This is a genomic window from Roseofilum reptotaenium CS-1145, from assembly GCF_028330985.1.
In the GTDB taxonomy this organism is placed as follows: domain Bacteria; phylum Cyanobacteriota; class Cyanobacteriia; order Cyanobacteriales; family Desertifilaceae; genus Roseofilum; species Roseofilum reptotaenium.
Window position 1 is genome coordinate 175,372 of the sequence record NZ_JAQMUE010000088.1, and the last position, 25,357, is coordinate 200,728.

The window sequence follows — 25,357 nt, forward strand, 5'->3', positions numbered from 1 at the left end:
TTTTGATCGCGACAAAGACTATCGATTTGGGTTTAAATCTCATCGAGTTTCCCCAGTTGCCGACGGGCTTCAAAGAGACCCAAGGCTGTACTGACTGATAGATTCAGGCTACGGACTCCGGGTTGAGCCATGGGAATTTTGACCACACAATCACAGTAATCGAGTGATTCCGAGGGCAGTCCTTGGGTTTCACTACCAAATAGGAGCCAGTCTTTGTGACCGAAGGCAAAATCGATATAGTTGGTTGTGCCAGAGGTACTAAAGCCGATGCATCGCCCCCCTTGATTTTGTTGGTGGGTGGTAAAGGTTTCCCAATCTAGATGATAAGTCAGATCGACAAATGGCCAGTAATCCAGCCCAGCCCGTTTCAGATAGCGATCGCTAATTTCAAAGCCTAGGGGCCCTACCAAATGTAGGGGAGTAGAGCTTGCTGCACAGGTTCGAGCAATATTTCCGGTATTTGGAGGAATTTGGGGATGAACCAGAACCACCCTAACCATAAACTTTAGTGATATCAGAAATTTTAATCAAATTTAGCCCTCGGATTGCTTCAACTGAGATAATTATCTGTTGAGCGAAGATTAAGCGACTAAGGGATGACAGAGGTTCTCGGCCATCTCTCGTTCTTCTTGTTCAGTGTCAGCGATCGCCTTTTGCATCACCTGTTCTAGATTACCATGGACTTGATAATCCTTTAACCATCGTAAACTTTCATTTCCCTGGCGCAAAATCTTTTTCACGGGGGAGAGGAAACAACTAAAGCCTTTTTCTTTCGCTATAGGCAAAACCTGATCGTAGAGTTCTTCTATCCACTCCCTTGCCGAAATAGAGCGCCCATCTTGCCAATGGGTTAATCGAGCCTCCAAACTCGACTGAGCTGCGGCTTGTTCATTTTCAGCCGTTAAATGCACCAATTTTTGAGGATCGCCCCTATATATATGTAGGGGGTCTAACCCTCGATCGCTAATCAATTGCCATAAACGAGCCTCTAACAGCGCTGTGATTGCTAAAAGGGAGATCGCATCAGTGACGAGATCGCAGATTCTCAATTCTAAACGATTCAGGCTATAGGGACGGCGATCGCCATTGGGACGCACAGATGCCCACAAATGACGCACATTTTGCATGGTTCCTTGGGCCAACTGTTCCTGAGTCCAATCAATATAATGGCGATGACTTTCAAACAAGGGGACAAACTCAGGCGTTTGGGGAAACACCTGCCAGCGAGTCGAGTGGGAACCCGTTACCTGACCATTAAAAAAGGGAGAAGAAGCGCTTAACGCTAGATATAAGGGGGCTTCCAGGCGAACCAAACGACAAGCCTGCATTAACACTTCTGGATCGGCAATGCCGATATTAATATGAATACTGGCAGTAACCACCTTCGTGCCATAAGTTTTTTCGATATATCCATGGTAAGGATTCTTGGGGTCAGAGCGATAAAAGCGATCTCCTCCTCCCAACGATAAGGTACTGCCAGGAATCAGGGTATAATCACCTAGCTCCTTGAGATATTGGCGCAACCGTTGTCGAGGCTGAAGCAGTTCGCACAACAAACTCTCGTAACGACAAAAAGGAGCAGTGGTATACTCCACATTACGGCTATCGGGTTCGCGGACAAAACCATTGAGATCGGCCACAATGCGATCGGAAAGCCCGACAATCTCACCTTGGGGAGTGCCGGTATACATTTCAATTTCAAAGCCTTTGGAGAGGAGCATAGCTATTCCTCAAGTATTCTAGTTCTAGCTTATAGCGCTTGAGATCCCTAGGCAAAAGTGGGGAGAAAAGATAGTGAGGATTCATGAAGATTCATATAGAATAAAACCCGGTTTTCTGGTATTTTCTATTCCCTATTCCCTTGATTCCCCCGAACTGCTCCAGAAGAGGGTTTCACCCGCCATAACTGATCGAGTTGGCTGGCTGGCATCGTCAAATACAAAACGTCTCCAGGGGTTAACGTCGCCTCTAGTAACTCCCAGCTATGCATCACGTGATGATAAGTCGTCTCTAAATATAGGGGCACAAAATCTGCTTGCATGGCCGCATCTTCAACCCGTTGACCACAAAAGGGATGACTGGGCGTAATCAAAGCGGCTAGAGCTACCCATAAACTTCCACCTGTCATACCATTGCCCAAGATTCTACCTCCTAGGGCAGCGGCGGCAAAGGAAGGAGCCGCTAAATCAATGGGACTGAGAACTGAGTCAAGATCAAAGACCTGTTGGAATAACTTGGCAAAATGGGGGTCTTGGTTGCGGACAATAACCCGTAATTTCGGGACTAACCCCTTGCTGCTGAGGGCAATTTCCAGGTTAATCGTATCATTGCTGGTCACGGCAAATAGGCTCTCTGCCTGTTGGATATTAGCGCTCTCTAGGGTGGTGGCTAAACAGGCATCACTAATAATAACGGGGACTTTGAGAGCATAGGCGGTATTCAAGAATCGACACTTAGGATCGGATTCAATAATCACCACATCATAGCCTTTGGCATGGAGTTGACGGACCGTTTCCATACCGATACCGCCTAAACCACAAACAATATAGTGATGGCGTTGGGGAATGGGAGCAGTTTCTAGGAGTTTGCGGAAACGAGTCCCCAACACCCAATCATTGAGCAATGCGTAGCCAATACCAACAATGCCTGCACCGATGAGCATCATAAAGGCGGTAAAGAGTTTAATGGCAGCAGGAGCTTTTTCAGCAACTTCTTCTTGTCCTCCTGCACCGGTAATCATACCCACGGAAAAATAGAGGGCATCAACAATGGGAATTTCCCAGTTAATGGTGGTATAGGTAAAGGTAGCAATCAGAATGGTCAGACAAAGGAAAAGAGTGACCAGCACTGAGGATTGGAAATGTTGTTGAAATTGGCGCAAATAAGTAACGAACTTACCTATTTTAGCGATCGCAGAGGTTTGGAATTTTTTAGGACTCGGTTCTGTGGCTAGAATAAGGCGATCGCCAATTTGTAACTCTCGCTCCTGCAATACCCCAGAAACTAAATCGGTTTTGCCATGGTGAGGCAGATAGTAAATCAGCATTCGATGGGGATTTTCCCATAAAGCCGTCAGACTCATGCCTAGCCAAGGATGATTCGCATCAATATATTCTTCATAAATTGGCCAAGTTTGATTGTAAAGTTTCAGTTGGCCAATGGCATGATTGCCAAATGCAGCAAACATGAATACTGGTGCAGCGAGGGAAGAGACGCTCATGGTGGTGTGCTGGGGTAGCGTTCGGTCTAAGCGATCGCCTAAGTTAGTATTAAACAAGCGATTAATCACCTGAATTTGAGGATTCAAGATCCGTGCTTGCACTAAAATGGCTAAATTCTCAGCATCATCATTACTGGCAATCACTAAGGTATGGGCTTCGACTATTCCAGCTTTCATCAGAGTAGAGGCTGAACGCAAGTCCCCCACCACAACATTGGTCTGTTCGCCAGCAAGCGGTTCAGTAGAGATGCCAATCACCGTAGCTCCCTGTTGTCTGAGAAGGGAATAAATAGTATATCCAGTGCGTCCAAGACCACAAACGATAATTCGAGGTTTCATAGAAAGGAAGGGTATCACCGTCTTGAGCTGAATGAGTCGGGTTGAGATCAGTCTAATGTTCCATTGTTGATGAGTAGGGTGACCCAGATTGTAACTCAATACACCATCAGACTAGGCAATAGGGAGTAGGCCGTAAACCGAGGCGAACTTTTGCCGATTCGCCAGTATGATGGAGGGGTCAATGGATTGGGAATAATATTGTCATGCTCTCCAATACTGCCGTCTATCCTGTCCGTTGGGATCGGGAAAATCAATGCGTGATTCTCATCGATCAAACTCGTTTACCTGGAGAATATACGACAGTCTCGATTAGTGATTCTACTCAGATGGCGCGGGCGATTAAAACCATGATTGTTCGAGGAGCGCCTGCTATAGGCGTTTCGGCGGCTTATGGCATGGCATTGGGAGCCAGAGAAATTGAAACCAGAGATTCTACGGAGTTTCTGAAGCAACTCGAAGCGATCGCCGAAATGCTACGACAAACTCGCCCTACGGCAGTCAATTTGTTTTGGGCAATTGAACGGATGTTAGAGACCGCAAGAAGTACATCCAGTTCTGTGGGAGAGATTCAGGCTAAATTATTAGAAACGGCTCAAGAGATCCAAGCCGACGATCTACAGACTTGTCAGGAAATAGGAAAACATGGGGTTACTGTATTACCAGAAACTCCAGAGCGGTTAAATCTCCTCACTCATTGTAACGCGGGCGCTTTGGCGACAGCCGGATATGGAACAGCTTTAGGTGTCGTCAGGAGTGCCTGGGACAATGGGCGTTTAAATCGGGTGTATGCCGATGAAACCCGTCCTCGGTTACAAGGGGCAAAACTGACCGCTTGGGAATGCGTACAAGAAGGAATCCCAGTTACGGTAATTACAGATAATATGGCAGCCCATTGTATGCAACAAGGAATGATTCACGCGGTAGTTGTGGGGGCAGATCGCATTAGTGCCAATGGCGATACAGCGAATAAAATTGGAACCTATAGTGTGGCTTTGGCGGCTAAAGCCCATAATATCCCCTTTTATGTGGCGGCTCCCCTATCTACAGTGGATTTTAAGTTAGCCGATGGGGGAGAAATTCCCATTGAGGAACGTGATAGTCAAGAAGTGGCTCAAGTGGGCGAAACACGCATTACCCCTTCAGGGGTGGACTATTATAACCCGGCTTTTGATGTCACCCCAGCGGAGTTGATCGCAGCTATTATTACGGAAAAAGGTGCGGTTGCTCCCCAGGAGTTATATCAATTAAAAACTCAAACTTAAAAAAAAGATTTAATAGTATATCAAATCTGAATAATCCGTTACCATCAATACAATTACTTACTGCAATCCTTTCATAGCATCTCCTTAATGCTGTGGCAGAATTTGGCATCCTAATCTTAATATCAGCAATGAAAATGAAACTCACTCAAAGTTTAACTTTGGCGATCGCTGCTGTTTTCCTGGTATTATTGTTGAGCGGCCACAATCGTGTATTTTCCCAAGAACACACCGGCTGTTTTATGGTCGATAGCAAAGGAGAGTTAACCAATTTATCGACCATGTGCTCAGGAAGCGAGCAAGTTTTAGGTACGGGAGATGTACAAGTAACCTTAAAATGGGCCACAACTGATGATTTGGATTTATCAGTTATTGACCCTAGCGGCGAAGAAGTACTATATAGCACTCCCCGCATAGCATCAGGAGGCGAATTAGATGTTGACTCAAATGCAAACTGTGAGGAAACCACTGTAAATCCTGTGGAAAATGTGTTTTGGCCCACAGGGGGAGCGCCGACAGGAGATTATGTCGCTAAAGTTACTTTTTTTGCGCGCTGTCAACAATCTGTCCAAGAGGTTCCATTTAACGTTAGTTTGCTAGTCAAAGGCAACAGAACAGAGAATACTGGTCAGGTAAATATGGAAAATGAGACTGTAACCTTTCCGTTTTCCCTATAAGCTCATCTAGGGTTGATTAACCTCTTGGAAAACTATTTTTTTGCCTTGGCAAATACCTCTGTCTATAGAGGATACAGCGATCGCAACCGAAAGTGAAAGAAAAGGGATAAATAGAGTCTCCCTTAATTTCTAATTGTTACAGTTTGAATGACCGAGAGGTAGGAGGTTGGAAACTCTTGTATTCCTCGATCGTGTAATGTCTTTTGTATGTCTTGGAAGAGGCAATCGCGCTCTTGAGCCTCTAACATGAGATAGGGCGATAAGGTGCTTAACAAACCCAGATAGCTGTCAATGGTATATTGGCGATCGCACATCACGCAATCGGAGCGGAGATGATCGAACACCTGAGAACCACTTAAGGTTTCTTCTAACTGAGCTAAACGCTGTTTATGATCGTCTAAACGATCGAAATGACCCAGGGAGGGATCGTAATGCTCATAGACCCGATCCAGAATAGCGCACACTTGCGGTTCGGGTCTAGGTGGCGTATTCCAGAGTAAAATCAGAGACCCATTGGGTTGCAAACATTCGACGATCTGGCGATCGCGCTCTTCTGGGGAAATCCAATGAAAAGAGCAGGCGGCAACCACTGCATCAAAGGTTTCTCCCTGCCGATCCCACTCTTCAAACGAGGAATTCACCAACCGCACATGAGCAAACGCCTCACTTTTTTTCCGAGCCAAGTCATACGCAGCAAAACCAGGCTCCAGGGCTACAATTGAATCCGTGATTTCTGCCAAATCAAACGTCAGAGTTCCGGGTCCACATCCAATTTCCAACACCCGTGACTGAGCAGATAAAACACCCCAGTCTAGGGCGCGATCGAGTAAAATTTTCGGATACCGAGGTCGAGTGCGATCGTAAACTTCAGCAACTGATGAATACCAATCCTTTCTTACTTCTAAACTTTGGGATGAAACCCACTCTAAATACTCTTTTAAATCAGCCATTGATCGCAAAAACGACAAACGCGATGTTTCGTTCGGGGCGAAATACCCTTCGCCCCTAGAAAAAGCTTTCAGCAATTAACCCTGATTAATTCTTCGGCAACAACTCACCCAAAGCACTGAACAGCCGTTCAATACTCTCCGGACGACTATTATGGCCCATTAAACCAATACGCCAAACCTTGCCCGCCAAATCACCCAAACCGCCACTAATCTCAATATTATAGTTATTCAGTAATTGGTGACGAATTTCGGCTTCTTGCACTCCATCCGGAACCCGAACCGTCGTCAGCGTCGGTAACCGCAACTCCTTGGGCACATGACAGACCAATCCCAAATCAGCCAACCCATCCCAGAGCATTTGGGCATTCTTCTGATGGCGTTCCCATCGGGACTCTAACCCTTCTTCTGCCACCAAACACAGAGCCTCATAGAGAGCATAATTCATATTAATTGGAGCGGTATGGTGATAGGTACGTTCCTTACCCCAATACTTGCTCACCAAGGAAACATCCAAATACCAATTGGCCACTTTAGTGTGCCGATTATGGATCTTATCCAACGCCCGTTGATTCATGGTCAGGGGAGATGCTCCAGGAGGGCAACTTAAACCTTTTTGGCTACAGCTATAGGCTAAATCAATTTTCCAATCGTCAATAAATAAGGGGAAACAACCCAAGCTAGTCACTGTATCTACAACCAGCAAACAGCCAAACTCACGGCACAAATCTCCAACACCTTCCAAGGGTTGACGAACACCTGTTGAAGTTTCTGCATGGACAATACCCAAAATTGCAGGACGGTGAGTAGCAAGAGCAGACCGCAATTCTTCGAGCGAAAATGCTTCTCCCCAAGGCTTGTCAATTTGCCGTACATCCGCTCCATACCGGCCAGCCATATCCACCATACGCCGACCAAAATAGCCCTTAACAGCGACCAAAACCACATCATTGGGTTCTATCGTATTGGCAAACGTCGTTTCCATGGCCGCGCTACCAGTTCCACTGACGGGAATCGTTAAGCTATTATCCGTCTGAAAGGTATAGCGCAATAACTCTTGGATCTCCCCCATCAACTTGAGGAAAGAAGGATCTAAGTGACCGACTTGGGGACGACTCATGGCCTCAATCACCCTTGGGTCAGCATTGGACGGCCCCGCACCCAATAGCAGACGGGGAGGCATCTCTAAACGAGGCGAAGAGAGTTTATGGGAATTATTAATTGCGAGGACAGCGGTCATGGAACTTGTGTGTACTAACTATACGTTGATTGAGCCTAAGAAATCCATCATACCGAACCGCTGTCTTTTATGATATTGCGTGTTGTTAAGTTAGGTTATCTTGCCCCCATGCTCTAAAATCAAGCCAATTTACCGCATTTAGTAGATATATCGATTAGACTCTTAAGTAAATCTAAAGGTTGGTCATTTTTGTCCCTCACTATGCAGGCCGCTCCCGAACAGCCCCTCAAACCCGATCCCCCTCTTCAACTGCTCTTATTTGTTGATAAGCGTCCCTATGCAGGAGAGCAAATTCGACAAATTCGTTGTCATATTCGCAATCTTGCTCAAGATCTAGATTTTGAGCTAATGGTGGTAGATGTGAGCGAACAACCTCAACTGGCGGAAAACTTTAAGGTGGTGGCGACTCCGGCCTTAATTAAAATTCATCCCCAACCGAAGCAAACCTTAGCCGGGGGCAATTTGATTAATCTGATTGATAATTGGTGGCCGCGCTGGGTACAGTCGGTTGAAGAATATGTAGAGCAGAAAGAATTGCTCCATTCAGATTCTTGCAAGCTGAGTTCTTCCATTGCCCATTCTGCTGAACTGATTCGCTTATCGGATGAAATTTTTCGCCTGCGTCAAGAGACGGTGGAGCTAAAGGAGCAATTACAGTTTAAAGACCGGATTATCGCTATGTTAGCCCACGATCTGCGCAATCCTTTAACAGCGGCTGCTTTAGCTGTTGAAACCTTGGAAATTGGCTATCGTGCAGACGATGGCCGCGCTTCCCGGTTTACGGCCACGTTAACGACTCAATTGCTGAAACATGCTCGTACCCAAATTAAAGCAATTGACCGGATGATTACGGATATTCTGCAAGTGGCTAAAGGCAGTAATACGCAAATCCAGGTTCACCCAGAAAAAATAGACCTGAAACCTTTGTTTATGAGAGTTTTAAAGAATTTTGATGAGCGATTGCAGTACAAGTCCCTGAATCTAGAAACGGATGTGCCTCAAGATTTACCTTTGGTCTATGCGGATTCGGAGCGGATTCACCAAGTGATGACTAATTTATTGGATAATGCAATTAAATATACACCACCCAAGGGTTCAATCAAACTCTCTATTCTGCACCGCACGACTCAAAAAATTCAGGTGAGTCTTTGTGATACGGGGCCGGGAATTCCGCCTGAAAAACAGGAAAAGATTTTTGAAGATCGGTTTCGCTTAGAGCGCGATCGCACTAAAGAAGGCTATGGTATTGGTCTGTCCCTCTGTCAGCGCATTATTCTCGCCCATTACGGGCAAATTTGGGTCGAATCTCTGGACAATCAGGGCAGTTGCTTTCACTTTACTCTACCGGTCTACCGTCCTTGAGCCTAACTGTGAAAAAAATTTGCTCTAGGGATTGACTTCTACCAAAATCTTGTGCTACCTTAATTAAGGTTTGGTTCCATTACCACGGGTCGCTAACTCAACGGTAGAGTACTCGGCTTTTAACCGATTAGTTCCGGGTTCGAATCCCGGGCGACCCATAAATTTCTGAAGTAGGGTTGGAAGGTTTTTGGACCCTACAGTTTTTTAAATAAAGCATTATAGCAGCGAAAAGGAGAGTTAGGACATTTTCTATTGCCTATTGCCTCAAACCCTAACCTAACTGTCGTAACTAACTCTTTCTCTGCTATGAATACGCTCTAAAGGATTCAATTCAATCAATCCATGCAGCACCCAAATGACCCAAAATGAACCCGTCAGACCATAGGTGAGAATACAAACCGATCCCAATGTGCCACTCAAGAGTAAGACAACCGGCACAAGTTTTAAGGGAATTTTAGAGCCGAAACAAACCGTAATCACCTTATAGAACAGATAAATAATTAAACTGACTAAGGCTAATAACCACCATTCTTGTTTTGAAATCCAGTCGGTGGGATGGGGAACTAATAACACGCGGAAAATGAATTCTTCTAGGGCTACTGGAATGATTAAAAGGGTCAATCCTCTCCAGAAGCTTGGTACAGAATTGCCCCGAACTAGGGAAGATGACCAAACCTGATGCCAGGATTGCTGAAAAGACTCTCCATTGACCCATTGCCAAAAACTATAACTCCAGGCTAAAACTAGGGCGATCAATGCATATAAACCTAACATTAAAATTAAGATACTCCAATCTCGCCATTCTGGCCGCCCTAACGAGAGCAAAATCCGACCTGCAAGGGTGGAAAGAATGGGGAATTGACCTAAAATCCCGGTAGGGGCAATGGGTTCTATGCTACTATCCCATCCCCCCACTTGATTGGTGCGTAAAAACCAAAGCTGCCCTCCTTGGTCGAGAAAAATTTTGGCCATTCGGTCATAAGCAGGGCGTGGAAGTAAGGTTTGCCAACTTAACAGAGCATTTAATAAATCTTGATCGGTCACAAATCCATTGCGAGCGTTTATTCCAGATAAAAACTGGGCATTTTGTTTCCAATCTTCCCGAACAACTCCTTGAGGAGCAAGGGTCTGGGCTATGTTTTCTCCTAATTCAACTAATTGGGATAAACGTTGGGTTTGGGGGTCATTGGGATGAGCGCGTAACCAAGTGACAATTTTGGGATTGTTGAGGATTTGTTGTTTAATTTGTTCGATGGTAATGTAGAGGGCTTGACTGGAATCTTGGACACAGGAGGTTGCTGGAGTGACTTCTGCTACTCCAGTTCCATCCCCTGTGCGATACCGGGCCATCATGACTTGGAGTTGTATCCAAAATTCGCGGATGGGTGAGATGATTTCACCGTCAAAATTATAGTCCTGGGTTAAGGCATCAAGTTTAATTACTACATCGGAAACGGGGCGAGTTCCTAACCATCCGCGTTGCAGATTTCCCATGTAGTTTGTCCAATTATGGTTTCCGGAAATAATACCATTTGGATTATGGGCGTAAACTTGCTGATAGAGAATGTCAAATTGTAGTTCTTGAGTGAAGGGGTCACGGACAATTTGGGCAATTCCGTAAGCAAAATGACCGGTTACGGTTCCGGCACTAATGGGTTCTCCGTTTTCGCCTCCAATGCCGCCAAAGAGATGCATAACGATCGCATACTCTCCTTCGTTCCAGTATTGCACGGCTTGTTCTGGACGGGTAGCTGTGGGAGAGAGGAGGAGACTTTGGGTTGTTCCTTTGCGCTCTTCGGTGTCTTTCCAGTTGTAGTGTTGAATATAGTCGAGACCGGTTTGGCTGCCCAACAAGATATGATCGGGGTAGAGTTCAAAGAGCGATCGCGGCCTAATCCCTTGTACGATTAATTGTCCCTGTTCGTCCCTAGATCCGTAAATATACCATCCCCGATCCCCCGCAGGAGACTTCTCGATGCCTTCAGGAGTGGATAACCAGCGGCCATTATTATCTAGAGGCTGTTGGGGAATACGGACTGTTCCTTCTGGGCCGTTAAATTCTCCAGTTTCTGAATTGTAGTGTTGAACTCTATACCACTGCGTCCGACAAGGTTTATTCTCTGCACAGGTTGAGGGAAGGGGTTCTAGAATTTTTACTAACCCGTAAAAGCGTCCCGTGACTTGGATGGGTTCTAGAGCTGTTTGTAAAATTGCCGAGTTGGGACTGTTGGGAATGAACTTAACTTCATTTAAACGGACAATTAGATCGTCTTGGGGACGTGCTCCAGCAAGGGACTGGAGGGGCCCAACTTGGGTGCGACCCTGAAGACGGGTGGGGATAACATTGCCTTGATTATAGTTTTCTAGGGCGCGATCGCTCAAGTTAACATCTGTAGTCACGATGTTGACATACTCAGCAATCCGGGGAGTATCCTGCCATTCTAAGCGCACGGTTTTTCCTTGCCAAGCCTTAGCTTGTGGTGGCGTATGATACAGCTCTATCCAAGCCCAATCCGCAATAGACGAATCGGGAATAACGGTTTCCAATTCTTCAGTAGAGGGTAAAATCAACCGCCCTAACCATTCTCCTGTGCTGCGATAGTAGGGAGCAGTAATGGGTTGCACTGTAGGATAGAGCCCAACCTGATTAAACGGTGCTTCGAGACTGAGGGAATAACTGGAGCGTTGCGTTGTTTGAGAGGAGGCAGTAAGAGCAACTAGAGCCACTGCTATTATACTCAAAAGTGCCCGACCCATCCATCGTCTTATGTGTGTTGTTTTGCGCTGACCCATTGGCGATCGCCTACCTTTCCACATCGTTGTCCCTTATCATAGGCAATATAGGAGTTCTAAAACCAGAGCGTTTATGAGTGAAGTATCTCCATCCATAGAACTATATATGGGCGATCAAGGCCAGTTAGTCATTCCTGCACCCTTGCAACAAAAGTTAGGAGTTGAGAGTGGCGATCGCTTGCTTGTTCGTATGGAAGGGGGAAAGTTGGTACTCGAAAAACCAGAAGCGATCAAGCAACGGTTGAAAGCTCGATTTGCCAATGTCCCCCAAAATCGTAGCTTAGTTGATGAGTTGTTAGCAGAGCGGCGTAATGAAACACAAAAGGACGTAATTGAATGACGGTGGTAGTTTTAGATGCTTCAGCTTTATTAGCTTATCTGAAAGGAGAGCCAGGAGAGGATATTGTTGATCGGGTATTAGCAGAATCGGTTATATCCACTGTAAATTGGGCTGAAGTAGTACAAAAGTCGATTGCCGCAGGTGCAGATATAGAGGGGATGCTGTCTGATTTACAGGCTTTAGGATTGAGGATAGAACCGTTTACGGTAGAAGACGCTGACAGAGCAGCAAGATTATGGCAACAAACCAGACAAGTGGGATTATCTCTAGGAGATCGAGCCTGTTTAAGTTTAGGATGGCGTTTGGGAGTTCCTATTTTCACGAGCGATCGCGCTTGGGCTAATCTCAATCTTCCTCTGGATGTGCGAGTCATTCGTTGATATTTGCGCTATTACCATAACATCATGCCACATGTCCCGCCGAGAAAGCTCATCGTTTGGCTAGAAGATAGAACTGCACCATCTTTAACGCCAATTCCAAGCTTGTCGGTCTACTCCTACCAATTATCTCAATTCCAATTCACCTCAATGATTCATTCGCTGGCTTTTTGGATATTCTTGTTGAGTGTATTAATCACTTCCCCTTTACTGATTCGCACCAGTTGATAGACCCCTTGTTGGCCTAAAATTTCATACTGTTGGGGTTCAAATTCCATGCTGGTGAAGTTTTTTAGTTCTCCTAAAATGAGCAAAGTTTCAGGAGTTTCTGGATCTTGGATCAGGTTGCCGAGGGTAACAAGAGATTGTTGAGAATGATGGCCGTAGATGACGGTGTTTTCAGTATAGAAGGTAAGGCTAGGTTTCCAAAAACCGATCATCACCAGGGGTTCGCTCGGTTGTTGGGTTTGGGTGACCGTTTGGGCGAGTTCGCGCAGAGGCAGTTGTCGCTGTTGATCCATGATCTCGGTCATGGGGGTAACGATAAAGATCATAAAGGCTGCAAAAGCGATCGCATTAACCGTCCATAATCCGCGCCACCATTTGCCCAGTAGAACAATAAATAAGACGATCGCCAGAATCGTATAATGCCATGTAAATTGTAAGAGAAAACCCAATTCCTGTAAGATTGTCCCCAAGTTAGGCATGGCGGGGTCGTTGCCTAAGGCAGGAGCAGCGAAAGGGGCAAGGGTTGCTAGGGCTAAACAGAGGATAATATTGGCAATACCGCTCCAGAAAAGTCCAAGGTTGAAGCGTTTCGAGTTGCCAGCTTCCGGTGCGCTCCAAACCAGAGCAACGAGAATACCGCAGGCTGGCATCAGAGGGAGGACGTAGCTGGGCAGTTTGGTAACGGCAATGGTGAAGAAGCCAAAAATGCAGATAAACCAGAAGAAGGCAAAGATGCGTAAATGCTGGCTGCGGGGTTGCCGCAACCAGGCGCGACGCTGCCAAAAGCGGGTTTTGAAGAGGGCGACGGGAAGATAAACGGACCAGGGGAAAAAGCCGACGAAAATGGTGGGAATGTAGAAATAAAACGGTGCGGAGTGGTTATTAACGACGCTGGTAAAGCGCTCGATGTTGTGATAACCAAAAAAGGAGTTGATATAGTCCCAACCATTCGCCCAAGTGACGAGGATATACCAGGGCAGAGTGAAGGCAAAAAACAGAAGAACGCCCCCTTTCAGGTTCATTTCCCCTAAGACCAGCTTCAGGTTGCCCATGTAGGCTAAAAAGCAGACAATGATTAAGCTGGGCAGGACTATACCCACGGGGCCTTTCGTGAGGACAGCGAGGGCACAGAAGGCATAAAAGGCTTGATACCAGCGTTGTTTAGCTTGCCGTTCTGGAGTCGCGTAGGCAAAGAAGAAGGTCAAGAGGGCAGAACCAATGCCGGCACTCAGGAGCATGTCCGAGACTCCCATCCTCGCCCAGGCAATGGTTTGCACATTCATCACGATCGCCGTTCCACCAATGCAACCGGCGATCGCAAAGGGTTGGGTTTGTCCTGAGGAGCCTCCAAAGCGGCGCAGGGTATAAAATCCAAACCAGCCCAGGAATATCGCAGCTAGAGCCGAAGGTAGGCGCACTGCCCAAGAGTTCACGCCAATCGCCTGATAACAGAGGGCGATCGCCCAATAGATCAGGGGCGGCTTATCAAACCGAGTTTCGCTATTAAAATAGGGGGTAATCCAATCTCCCGTCACCGTCATTTGCCGGGCTGCTTCGGCAAACAGAGGTTCAGTTTCATCCACCAAGCCGATCTCGCCCAAGTTCCAAATCGTGGCAATGATGCCCATAGTCATGAGCCAGACTAAGCAGATCGTTGAGGCGATCGCCAGTTGAGGGGGTTTTGCTTTCTTCGTGGGTAACGACTCACCCATAACGGCTGCTCCCAAGTCCGTAAGTTATGCGATCTGACATTATACAACTCCCCCCAAGCATCTTTATTCACTCAATTTTTCCGGAATCTCAATCATAAACACAGTTCCTTTCCCCAATTCTGATTCACAAGACAATTGACCACCATGTTGATCCACAATAATGGAATAACTGGTGGATAAACCCAAACCCGTCCCCGATCCGACCTCTTTAGTTGTAAAAAATGGATCGAATATTCGCTTCATGTTCTCCGGAGCAATCCCCAGCCCATTATCAGCAATCCGAATTCGGATTTTACCCTGAGCTAAACCTTGAGTTTCAATTGTAATTCGGGGAACTTCACCATAACCTTCTAACGCATCAAGAGCATTATTAAGTAAATTTAGGAAGACTTGGTTTAACAAACCGGGATAACACTCAACAAAAGGCAATTTAGCGTATTTTTTAATCACCTGAATTCCATTCAATCTATTTTCAACCATAACCAACGTGCTATCCAGCCCTTCATGGATATCAACCTGTTTTTGGTTTGACTGATCCAAGTGAGAAAAATCCTTCAAAGACTTGACAATATTACCAATTCGATTAATTCCATACTTCATGGACTTAATCACATCTGGGAAATCTTTTTTCATGAAATCCAGATCGATCTCCTCCGATCGCTGTAAGATTTCTGGAGTGGAATTCCGACAGTTATCCTGATATAAACCAATCAAATCCATCAAGTCATCCACATATTCTTGAGTGCAATTGAGATTCCCCATAATAAAATTAGCTGGATTGTTAATTTCATGAGCAATCCCAGCAACGAACTTTCCTAAGCTCGACATCTTTTCGGTTTGAATCAGTTGAGCCTGTGTTTGCCTCAATTCTTGCAGTGTATCTTCTAATTCTTCTGCTTTTTTTCTATATTCATCAGATAAGACGCGCAGGGTTTCGAGTTGGCATAACTGAATTTGAGTTCTAATCCTAGCCAAAAGTTCTTTTTGGTGTATGGGCTTAGTTAAATAATCATTTGCCCCAGCTTCCAAACCGGTAACAACATCCGTGATTTGATTTTTAGCTGTTAGCAGCAAAATAGGCAACTCATCCAAACCATAGGTTTCCCTCAGTTTTTCACAAACTTCATATCCGGTCATCCGAGGCATCATCACATCCAGTAACATCAAATCAGGTTTATTCTCTGAGTTGATCAGATCGAGAGCTTGTTGTCCATTATTTGCTTGAATCACGCGATAACTATACGGGCTAAGATAATTCACCAGAACCTGCAAATTTACCGGTTCATCATCCACCACTAAAATCGTCCAGTTATTTCCCCGAGCTGAAAGTTCTAAGTCCGGTTGATCTCGATCGGTGGCTAAGGATATCTTTGGATTGACTACAGCTAAAGAGCTGACTGCCTGTATCTGAGATCGCTCGGAACTCTCTTGTTGTGCAGAAATCGGCAAAGTAAACTTAAATTGAGAGCCTACCCCCACTTCTGATTGAACCCTAATCTCACCTCCATGTAACTCTACTAATTTCTTAGTAATAGCTAGTCCTAAACCTGTACCGCTATATTGTCTATCGGTTGAGCTATCTGCTTGCTCAAAAGATTCAAAAATTCGGTCTAATTTATCTGCTGGAATACCGATACCCGTATCACTAACCGTTACCACGACCTGGGCGCGATCGATGGAATTTTGATCGACTTCTGCTGAGACTTTAATTTCACCTGTATCCGTAAACTTGATCGCATTACCAATCAGATTATGCATGATTTGTTGCAATCGATTTTCATCCGCATCTACCAGAGGAAGATCCCAAGAAATTTCATTAATTAGCTTTATATCTTTGTGAATAATTAAGGTTTGACTAATAGCAAGTATGACTTCAGTGATTACACCCAAAGTCACGGGCTTAACTTGTAACTTTATCTCTTTGTACCTGAGCTTTGAAAAATCCAAAATATCATTAATCAAGTTCGCCAGTCGTCTGCCACTCGCTACAATTAAAGATAAATTTTCATGGGTTGTTGTGGACAGGGAATTATTGGGATTCCCCATTAAAGATTCCGCAATTCCAATAATTCCATTGAGAGGAGTTCGCAATTCATGAGACGTATTAGCTAAGAAATCATTTTTAATTTGGTCAAGTCGATGTAATTCTTTATTTTTAATCTCTAACTCTTGAATAAAACGCTTCCGTTCTAATTCTGCTTGTTTTCGATCTTGAATATCCTGGAATGCTGTAATTGCATAAATTATCTGTCCTTGTTCATCAAAAATCGGGGTAGCCCAAACCTCAAGGGGTATCACTCGAGCGCTCTTATGTAGTTCTAGATTATCGATATAAACAGTTTCTCCTTGCAAAGCTAACATAGCTGGCAATTGTTCTCTTGGACAGGGGTGATCCGTTCCTGCCAGATAAATGCTATATTCTTTATAAGGTTCTATCGTCTCTGGACTCAATCCCTCATCTTGATTTAGAATTTGTTTTCCTCGGCGATTAAAATAAGAGATCTGACCACTCACTTCATGGAGTGCAATCCCTACTGGAACCGCTTCTAAAATTTGTTTCACCCGCTTTTCAGAAGCTTCTAAATTGGCATAAGATTCTTTCAATTGAGCGGCCATATTATTGAACGCTCGTCCCAAAACTCCCAATTCATCTTTCCGGTCAATGTTAACGGGTTTATTAAATTTCCCTTCTGACAAAGATTGGGCTGCCTCTTTGAGAGATAAAATGGGTTCAGTTACCCAACGAGCAGTAATTAAACCAGTCAGTATACTAGCTACTAGAGCCAAAATACTAAGTCCCAACGTATAGAGATTATTTTTCTTGATTTGTTCTATAAAATCTGCTTCTGGGATGGTAACTACAATCAGCCAATCTAAACCTTGCTCATCCTGAAGACGACTGACCTTCACAAAGTGCCGTTCATTCTCAAACTGGAATTCCAGTTGTTGGGACATATTAATGGTATTTGTTGTCAGATATTCTTCCAAGTATGCAGCAGTTGCTTGAACCAATGCATTCTGACTTTCAGTTCCCGAAATTCTAGTTTGCTCTCCATCAACTAACTTAAAGGGTTTTTCGGTTGTAGAGCTGGACACTAACATACCATCAGCTTCAATGATGAATGTTTCTCCCGTTTTACCCACTTCTAATTCTTGGAGGAAATCGTTGACTTGTCTGAGGACCGTGTTAACCGATAAAACTCCTAACAATTGGTTCTGCTGATCGTAGATGGGAACACTATTGGCAATGACCAACTCTGCATCATGTTTGGTAATGTAAATTTGACTCCAAATGGATTGTCCTGCGGCTACGGCATCTTGGTACCAAGGTCTGGCTCGAGGGTCGTAACCTAGGTTGTTGAGACCTTCTAGTTCAAGTTGATTGGTATCGGGATTGAGAATATAGCGTTTAACATGAGGATCGATCGCTGGATCTAAGATATCTATTTTAACTAAACCATCTTTATCTAAAATGGCTCCAGCATAGCGTCCTCCCAATTCTATTCCCATGCAAATATTACTGGCTGTGCTTACCCATTTATGTTCTTGCCAAAAAAAACGAGCCATCGATTCTACATCATCTAAGCTCAATTTTCCCAGTTTTATTGCATCTTCATTTATTGTATTGATTAGAATAGGAGTCTCTCTATAATGCTCTAAATGCTGTTCAATTCGATTTGTAATTTCACTTTGTAACTGTGTGGCAAGATTGTTGACTGCTTTCTGACCATTGCGATAGGAAAGATAACCTATTAGACCAACAGTAGTACAAAGTTGAATCACAAAAGGAAGCACTAAAACCGTCTGTAGTGGAATTTGGGCTAGGTTTTTACTCACAAATTTCGGTAAAGCCTTCATGGTGGTTAATGAATCGATTAACGCTTTGATGTGCCTTCTATCTTATTCAATTTTTTAGGTTTAGCAAGAGTTGCCGTGTAAAACTTTGTAAAATCGTTTTCATGAATTATGGGGGATGATATCCGTGAATTTCCCCGTAAAATTAGGGTGCATTATTTGTGAAAATAACGCACCCTAGCCCATTAGGAAGGACTGGTTTCGAGCATGAGTTTGGAGCGTTTCAGAGGTTCAGGGATGGCGATGGGATAATTGCCAGTGAAACAAGCAGAACAGAAGTTACTTTGATGATCTCCTGTGGCGTGATGCATGGCCTCCCAACTCAGGTAAGCTAAAGAATCTACACTAATTTGTTGGCAAATGTCATCTACAGATTTAGTTGCGGCAATGAGTTGATCTTGATTGTCGGTGTCAATGCCATAGAAACAGGGATGAGTGACGGGAGGGGAGGAAATTCGCATATGAACTTCTGTCGCTCCTGCATCACGGATAGCTTTGACCAGTTTCTTACTGGTAGTTCCCCGCACAATAGAGTCGTCGACTAAAATAATCCGTTTTCCAGAGAGGACATCTTTGAGGGGGTTAAGTTTCATGCGAATCCCAGATTCGCGCATCGCTTGGGTGGGTTGAATAAATGTCCGACCTACATACCGGTTTTTAATTAACCCTTCGGCAAAGGGAATACCGGAAACTTCCGAAAATCCGATCGCCGCTGGAATTCCTGAATCGGGTACACCAATTACTAAATCGGCATCTGTAAAGGACTCTTTGGCTAAATAATGACCCAACCGTTTGCGATAGGTATAGATGGTCTCTTCCTCGACTACACTATCGGGACGAGAGAAGTAAATCATCTCGAAGATACAGAGTTTGGGTTGGGGTTTTTGGGCCCAATGGAAGGAGGCTAACCCTTCTTCGGTGATCCAAACCAGTTCACCCGGTTCGACATCCCGCAAATATTCCGCGCCAATAATATCTAGGGCACAAGTTTCTGAGGCCAATACATACCGACAGGGATTTTGTCCCAATGTGCCAATCACCAGGGGCCGGATGCCATGGGGGTCGCGGACTCCCATAATGCCGTCTGGCGCGCCAATGACTAAACTATAGGCTCCTTGGCAATAGTTAAACGCCGAGATCGCCCCATCTAACCAATCTTTACCTCGATCTACTTCTGTGGCTATGGCCAAGGCAATCATTTCTGAGTCTGTTGTGGTCACAAACGTATAATCGTCTTGGGAGAGTTTTTCCCGCAGTTCCATTACATTGACAATATTGCCATTGTGTGCCAAAGCTAGAGACCCTAGCCGAGTCTCGACGATCGCCGGTTGGGCATTAGCCGCCCGTGAGGAGCCAGTTGTGGAATAGCGGACATGACCTACCGCGCTTTCCCCCACTAAACGATTGAGGATTGATTCATTAAAGACTTGGGAGACTAAACCCATATCTTTATGGTGATTCACTTGTCTATTGCTAAAGGTAGCAATGCCTGCGGATTCTTGTCCCCGATGTTGGAGGGCATAAAGACCAAAATAGGTGAGTTTGGCCACCTCTTCTGAGGGGGCGTATACGCCAAACACACCACAAGCTTCCTGGGGTTTATCAGCATGATTGGGATTCAAAACATCAAGCTCCATAGGTTCGATGGGGGTAGTATGCGGTATCACGTTGTTAGTTTTGTTTGTCTGAATTTAGGGTAGCTTAGATTGAAAAGGCAAGAGGGAATGGGGAAAGGCAATAGGCAATAGGCAACAGGGAATAAGTGCTTGCTTTGACACAATATGTAGGGGCGAAAAATTTTTCGCCCCTACATCAGGATTTAACCCTGGCCTAGCTAATTTTATTTTAAGGTTTTCTTAACAAATTGCCATAAAGCATTTAATCTGATTTCCTGATGGAAGAGATTGGACGATGAGGGGGTGCACAGACTCCCTATTTCCTATTCCCTCAAACGTGCAGACGACGGGGGATAGCTTGTTGGTGGCGATCGCCCATTTCGGAGACCGTAGCCGTTAAAATGCTCTTAATCTCTAGGCTCTCTGCTTGCACTGTTCCCAGACTTTGCCATTGATGGGGCAGTTCTTCTTGAAGATAGGCTTCCCAAGTCTCCATATACTCTGGCGCAACGGATACCACAATTCGAGCTAATCCTTCCCCAAACCAACTCAGATCCAGGCGTTGCTCACCTGAGTGAAATTCAATCTGCGCTCCTAAGCCTCCCGCAATACACGATTCTGCCAGGGCAACCGCTAACCCCCCTTCGGCGCAATCATGGGCTGAGTTTACCCATCCCTGACGAATGCCATGGCGACAGGCAGCTTGGACTCGGCGTTCTAAGTCAAAATCCACGGTTGGCGGTTGTCCAGCGACAGTGTTGTGCAAACTAGCGAGATATTCGGAGCCGCCCAAGGTCGGATTGACACCTGAACCTAATAAGTAGATGTGATCGCCGTCTTGTTGCCATCCTTGACCGCAAATTCTTGATAAATCAGGCACTAACCCCACCATTCCCACTACAGGTGTGGGATAAATCGGTTGCGGATTTCCGTCGCTATCGAGAGTCTCGTTATACAGAGAAACATTCCCCCCAGTCACCGGAGTCGAGAATTCCCCACAGGCTTCCGAGAGTCCTCGACAGGCTTCAGCCAGTTGCCAATAACCGATGGGTTTTTCGGGAGAGCCAAAATTCAGATTATCGGTGACGGCAATCGGTTCTGCCCCCACACAGCTTAGATTTCGTGCCGCTTCTGCAACAGTCGCTTTCGCCCCTTCGTAGGGGTTCAGATAGACGTAGCGAGAGTTACAATCGACGGTAGCAGCAACACCAGACTGCACAGGGGGCAACGGTTGAGGTTCAGCGCTGTCATTCACGGGACGCAGCCGAACAATCGAGGCATCTGCACCTCCCGGAAAAACCACCGTGTTATTCTGTACCTGATGGTCATATTGGCGATAGACCCATTGCTTAGAGGCGATCGTGGGGGTATCCAAAAGGTCTAAGAGGCAATCTTTCCAGGATTTGAACTCGCCCCCAATTTCAATCCCTTCCGCTCCACACTCAGGCAGTTCAGCCTCCGTCCATTGCCAAGCTGTTCGGGCATATTCTGGTGGCTCGGCCATCAATTCTCGATGGTAAATGGGTGTATTATCTGACAAAGCAGTCGCCGTAATTTCAGCAGCCGTTTGCCCTTGAAACAGAATCCGCACAATGGGTTCATCAATCACTTCGCCAGCAACCACCGCTTGCAGTCCCCAACGGTGGAAAATATCGATCAACTCCTGTTCCCGACCCTTGTATGCCACAAATAACATGCGCTCTTGGGATTCGGACAGCAGATACTCGTAGGGAACCATACCCGTTTCGCGCACGGGAATTTTGTCAAGATCTAGCTCAATTCCAACACCGCCTTTCGCCGCCATTTCTGAGGTGGAACAGGTAATTCCGGCGGCTCCCATATCCTGAGCGGCAACCACTGCACCGGTTTTGAAGGCTTCCAGACAGGCTTCAATTAGGGATTTTTCTAGGAATGGATCGCCCACTTGTACTGCGGGGCGATCGTCCATGGAGCTTTCACTGAGTTCAGCACTGGCAAAACTTGCCCCTCCCATGCCATCGCGCCCCGTGGTGGAACCCACGTAGAGAACTGGGTTCCCCGTACCAGAAGCTCCTGATTTAACAATTTCTGGGGTTTCCATCAAGCCCAGCGCCATGACATTCACCAAGGGATTCCCGGTATAAGCAGGGTCAAAATAGACTTCACCGCCGACAGTCGGCACGCCCACGCTGTTCCCATAATGGGCAATACCATCGACAACACCCGTAAAAATACGGCGATTTCGGGTATCTTCTAGGGAACCAAACCGCAGGGAGTTGAGGACAGCAATGGGGCGAGCGCCCATGGTAAAGATGTCGCGGAGGATACCCCCAACTCCAGTGGCTGCCCCTTGAAAAGGTTCGATCGCCGAGGGATGATTATGGGACTCAATTTTAAACGCTAATCGCAGTCCATCACCGAGATCGACGACTCCAGCGTTTTCTCCAGGACCGACGAGGATGCGATCGCCTTTTGTCGGAAACTGACTCAGCAGCGGCCGAGAATTTTTGTAGCAACAATGCTCCGACCACATCACCCCAAACATCCCCAATTCCGCCTTGTTGGGGTGTCTACCGAGGCGTTGGACAATTTCCTCATATTCCGAGGGTTTCAGCCCCTCAGAGGCAATATCTTGGGGGGAAAACGGACAGTCAGAAGGTGCAGCCATGATCGTTCGCAGCAGAGAGTGCGTCTCTGATTTTAGGGCAAAAGTGAGAAATCCTATCACTAGAGTTTGTGAAGGTTCGTTTGAATCAATATAATTAAGGATGAACAATAATTGTTATCAAAACTTGATTATGGATGAGAATGAGCATTATGCGTACTTCACGATTACAGGATCGTTTAACCCAGATGAAATAACCAGGCGTGTAGGTGTTGAACCCACGCGCTGCTGGTCTAAGGGAGATCCCCATCCTACAACTCATTTTGAGTGTAAGTGCAGTCGTTGGTCACTATTTTCTAGGTTAGACTCTAAAGAAGAATTAGAGGCTCATGTTTGTGATGTATTTATACAATTAGAGCAAAATTCTGAAGCGTTTCAAAACCTCTCCCAAGAATTCGGGGCTTGTATGCAACTAGTTGGTTATTTTAAGACCATATATCCTGGTCTTCACTTTGAAAGAGATATGATTGAAAAACTGGCAAAGTATTCACTAGAAGTAGATTTTGATTTTTATTACCTTTACTCAGATCGAAGAGAAGATACCTAGTTGGCAGAAGCGTTATTTTTTTTTAGATGATACCTCATATTTTATCCAGTAAAACTATTGATATAAGATCGGACCTGCAATCAACAGTGATAACTTATTGGTATTTTTAAATAACAGAAGCACTTCAAGTTACCAAACGATCGCCGTTCGAGATGCTTTTAGGGCAAAACAAGAAACCCAAGAGTGCGATCGCCAATTCGCCGAACAAGTTTTTTCACAGGTGACCGATCTTTTTCACTCATTTGAAGGTTGCGGCCAAATATAAATCAATCCTGAAATCCAGGTTAAGGTGACAGCACTCCAAAAGAGGATTAAGATGGGCAGAGTCCAAGAAACTGGAGTTGGGGCAATTAAGAAAGCAATAGCAGCAATTTGCACTACCGTTTTCAGCTTGCCCCAGATATTCGCACCAGACACAGTGGTTTGATTGACTCGCCATCCGGCGATCGCCAATTCCCGCGCTAAAATTAGAAATACTCCCCAAGCTGGGACTTCCCCCAACTCCACCAAGGACAACAACGGCGCTAACACCAACAACTTATCCACCAAAGGGTCTAAAAACTTACCCATCTCACTGATTTGATTTAAGCGCCTGGCCAAATAGCCATCTAACCAGTCCGTTCCCGCAGCCACCAAAAACACCGCCAAACAAAACCAGCGATACTCTACTGTCGGTTCGAGCAACCCATAGAGCAGAAACGGAACCCCCAGCAAGCGAGAAAACGTAATCCAATTCGGAAGAGTCATATCAATTAAAAATTTAAAACTGTAAAATTAAAAATGGTACTTGACTATCAACGCTAAAACCTTATGACCCACCGTCGTTATCACATTACTACCTTTGGATGCCAAATGAACAAAGCCGACTCGGAGCGGATGGCTGGCATTCTAGACGATATCGGCTTTGAATCCGTGGAAGACCCTTATCAAGCAGATTTAATTCTCTACAATACCTGTACCATTCGTGATAACGCCGAGCAAAAAGTCTATTCGTATCTAGGAAGACAAGCCAAACGCAAACAGGAAAACCCAAATTTAACCTTGATTGTGGCTGGATGTGTGGCCCAGCAGGAAGGGGAAGCACTCTTGCGTCGGGTTCCGGAACTCGATTTGGTCATGGGACCCCAACATGCGAACCGCTTGGGGGATTTGTTGGAGCAAGTCCTAGAAGGGAACCAAGTGGTGGCGACGGAACCGGTTCACATTATGGAAGATATCACTAAACCCCGGCGTGATAGTAAGATTACGGCTTGGGTGAATGTGATTTATGGCTGTAATGAGCGCTGTTCCTATTGTGTGGTTCCGGGAGTGAGAGGAGTGGAACAATCTCGGACTCCCCAGGCTATTCGGGAAGAAATGGAACAGTTGGGCCAACAGGGATATCAGGAAGTGACTCTATTGGGTCAGAATATTGACGCTTATGGTCGCGATTTGCCCGGAATCACCCCTGAAGGCCGACGGGAGAATACATTTACCGATTTGCTCTATTTTGTCCATGATGTGGCAAGAATTGAGCGTCTTCGGTTTGCTACCAGTCACCCCCGCTATTTTACGGAGCGGTTAATTCGTGCTTGTGCAGAATTGCCGAAGGTCTGTAAGCATTTTCACATTCCCTTTCAGTCTGGGGATAATGATGTTCTCAAGGCAATGCGGCGTGGGTATACCCATCAGCGCTATCGACGGATTATTGACAAGATTCGCGACTATATGCCAGATGCGTCGATTAGTGCGGATGCCATTGTGGGATTTCCAGGAGAAACAGAGGAGCAATTTGAGCATACCCTAGAGTTGGTTGATGATATTGCTTTCGACCAATTAAATACAGCAGCCTATTCTCCGAGACCGGGTACGGAGGCAGCAGTATGGGAAGATCAGTTAAGCGAAGAAGTGAAGAGCGATCGCCTACAACGACTGAATCATCTAGTTGCCATTAAAGCACAGGAGCGATCGCAACGCTATCTCGGCCGCATGGAAACGGTTCTCGTCGAAGACCAAAATCCCAAGGATAAAACCCAAGTCATGGGACGCACCGATGGCAACCGTTTAACCTTCTTTCCTGGGGATATTCACCAACTCAAAGGTCAATTGGTGCAGGTGAAAATTACAGAAACTCGCGCCTTTAGTTTAACCGGAGAGCAGATGATACCGGCGGGCACTGGTCATACCATTTCTGTTTAATAATCCATCCTTGATAGGCAAGG

At 45.6% G+C, this 25,357-nt stretch carries 18 protein-coding genes and 1 tRNA gene; 8 read left to right on the forward strand and 11 right to left on the reverse strand.

Features of this window, described 5'->3' with window-relative positions; translation table 11 throughout:
• Positions 1-32 precede the first annotated feature (32 nt).
• The 3 genes from PN466_RS20315 to PN466_RS20325 form a co-directional block, all read right to left on the reverse strand.
• Complete coding sequence (locus tag PN466_RS20315) at positions 33-500, reverse strand: tRNA (cytidine(34)-2'-O)-methyltransferase (protein WP_271943108.1); 468 nt, start codon at positions 498-500, stop codon at positions 33-35.
• Positions 501-581: 81 nt separating this feature from the next.
• Positions 582-1,721: a glutamate--cysteine ligase gene (gene gshA, locus PN466_RS20320; RefSeq protein ID WP_271943111.1), complete on the reverse strand. Its 1,140-nt coding sequence runs from the start codon at positions 1,719-1,721 to the stop codon at positions 582-584.
• A gap of 125 nt (positions 1,722-1,846) precedes the next feature.
• Positions 1,847-3,559: a potassium channel family protein gene (locus PN466_RS20325; protein ID WP_271943114.1), complete on the reverse strand. Its 1,713-nt coding sequence runs from the start codon at positions 3,557-3,559 to the stop codon at positions 1,847-1,849.
• A gap of 203 nt (positions 3,560-3,762) precedes the next feature.
• On the opposite strand from PN466_RS20325, the gene mtnA reads away from it, so the two are divergent.
• Entirely contained in the window at positions 3,763-4,821 is a 1,059-nt protein-coding gene (mtnA, locus tag PN466_RS20330; RefSeq protein ID WP_271943116.1) for an S-methyl-5-thioribose-1-phosphate isomerase, read from the forward strand.
• 134 nt (positions 4,822-4,955) lie between these two features.
• A complete protein-coding gene (locus PN466_RS20335; RefSeq protein ID WP_271943119.1) occupies positions 4,956-5,495 on the forward strand; it encodes a hypothetical protein in 540 nt (179 codons plus the stop codon).
• A 122-nt stretch (positions 5,496-5,617) separates the two neighbouring features.
• Here PN466_RS20335 and PN466_RS20340 read toward each other — a convergent pair whose 3' ends face one another.
• Both PN466_RS20340 and PN466_RS20345 read right to left on the reverse strand, forming a co-directional pair.
• Positions 5,618-6,445 carry a class I SAM-dependent methyltransferase gene (locus PN466_RS20340; RefSeq protein ID WP_271943121.1) on the reverse strand — a complete coding sequence of 276 codons (828 nt, stop codon included), beginning with the start codon at positions 6,443-6,445 and terminating at the stop codon, positions 5,618-5,620.
• Between the two features lie 85 nt (positions 6,446-6,530).
• Positions 6,531-7,682: a pyridoxal-phosphate-dependent aminotransferase family protein gene (locus PN466_RS20345; RefSeq protein WP_271943124.1), complete on the reverse strand. Its 1,152-nt coding sequence runs from the start codon at positions 7,680-7,682 to the stop codon at positions 6,531-6,533.
• A gap of 201 nt (positions 7,683-7,883) precedes the next feature.
• Between PN466_RS20345 and PN466_RS20350 the strand changes: the two genes are divergently transcribed.
• Positions 7,884-9,044: a histidine kinase gene (locus PN466_RS20350; protein WP_271943126.1), complete on the forward strand. Its 1,161-nt coding sequence runs from the start codon at positions 7,884-7,886 to the stop codon at positions 9,042-9,044.
• Between the two features lie 86 nt (positions 9,045-9,130).
• Positions 9,131-9,202, forward strand: a tRNA-Lys gene (locus tag PN466_RS20355).
• A 118-nt stretch (positions 9,203-9,320) separates the two neighbouring features.
• Here the strand turns inward: PN466_RS20355 and PN466_RS20360 are convergent.
• On the reverse strand, positions 9,321-11,861 hold the full coding sequence (locus PN466_RS20360) for a CPBP family glutamic-type intramembrane protease (protein ID WP_271943130.1): 2,541 nt from the start codon (positions 11,859-11,861) through the stop codon (positions 9,321-9,323).
• Between the two features lie 49 nt (positions 11,862-11,910).
• Between PN466_RS20360 and PN466_RS20365 the strand changes: the two genes are divergently transcribed.
• Positions 11,911-12,177, forward strand: coding sequence for an AbrB/MazE/SpoVT family DNA-binding domain-containing protein (locus PN466_RS20365; RefSeq protein WP_271943133.1), 267 nt, complete (start codon positions 11,911-11,913; stop codon positions 12,175-12,177).
• Complete coding sequence (locus PN466_RS20370; protein ID WP_271943136.1) at positions 12,174-12,557, forward strand: PIN domain-containing protein; 384 nt, start codon at positions 12,174-12,176, stop codon at positions 12,555-12,557. The genes PN466_RS20365 and PN466_RS20370 overlap by 4 nt, the downstream gene beginning before the upstream one ends.
• 152 nt (positions 12,558-12,709) lie before the next feature.
• Here the strand turns inward: PN466_RS20370 and PN466_RS20375 are convergent, their stop codons facing one another.
• From PN466_RS20375 to purL, 4 genes are all read right to left on the reverse strand, one after another.
• A complete protein-coding gene (locus tag PN466_RS20375; RefSeq protein ID WP_271943138.1) occupies positions 12,710-14,494 on the reverse strand; it encodes an ArnT family glycosyltransferase in 1,785 nt (594 codons plus the stop codon).
• Between the two features lie 63 nt (positions 14,495-14,557).
• Positions 14,558-18,352, reverse strand: a complete 3,795-nt coding sequence (locus PN466_RS20380) for an ATP-binding protein (protein ID WP_271943141.1) — start codon at positions 18,350-18,352, stop codon at positions 14,558-14,560.
• Between the two features lie 182 nt (positions 18,353-18,534).
• A complete protein-coding gene (gene purF, locus PN466_RS20385) occupies positions 18,535-19,986 on the reverse strand; it encodes an amidophosphoribosyltransferase (protein ID WP_271943206.1) in 1,452 nt (483 codons plus the stop codon).
• A 310-nt stretch (positions 19,987-20,296) separates the two neighbouring features.
• Positions 20,297-22,612, reverse strand: a complete 2,316-nt coding sequence (gene purL / locus PN466_RS20390) for a phosphoribosylformylglycinamidine synthase subunit PurL (RefSeq protein WP_271943144.1) — start codon at positions 22,610-22,612, stop codon at positions 20,297-20,299.
• A gap of 130 nt (positions 22,613-22,742) precedes the next feature.
• On the opposite strand from purL, the gene PN466_RS20395 reads away from it, so the two are divergent.
• A complete protein-coding gene (locus tag PN466_RS20395) occupies positions 22,743-23,156 on the forward strand; it encodes a DUF4279 domain-containing protein (protein ID WP_271943147.1) in 414 nt (137 codons plus the stop codon).
• A gap of 234 nt (positions 23,157-23,390) precedes the next feature.
• Here the strand turns inward: PN466_RS20395 and pgsA are convergent, their stop codons facing one another.
• A complete protein-coding gene (gene pgsA / locus PN466_RS20400; protein ID WP_271943150.1) occupies positions 23,391-23,903 on the reverse strand; it encodes a CDP-diacylglycerol--glycerol-3-phosphate 3-phosphatidyltransferase in 513 nt (170 codons plus the stop codon).
• Between the two features lie 63 nt (positions 23,904-23,966).
• On the opposite strand from pgsA, the gene miaB reads away from it, so the two are divergent.
• Positions 23,967-25,334: a tRNA (N6-isopentenyl adenosine(37)-C2)-methylthiotransferase MiaB gene (miaB, locus tag PN466_RS20405; protein WP_271943154.1), complete on the forward strand. Its 1,368-nt coding sequence runs from the start codon at positions 23,967-23,969 to the stop codon at positions 25,332-25,334.
• The last annotated feature ends 23 nt before the right edge of the window (positions 25,335-25,357 follow it).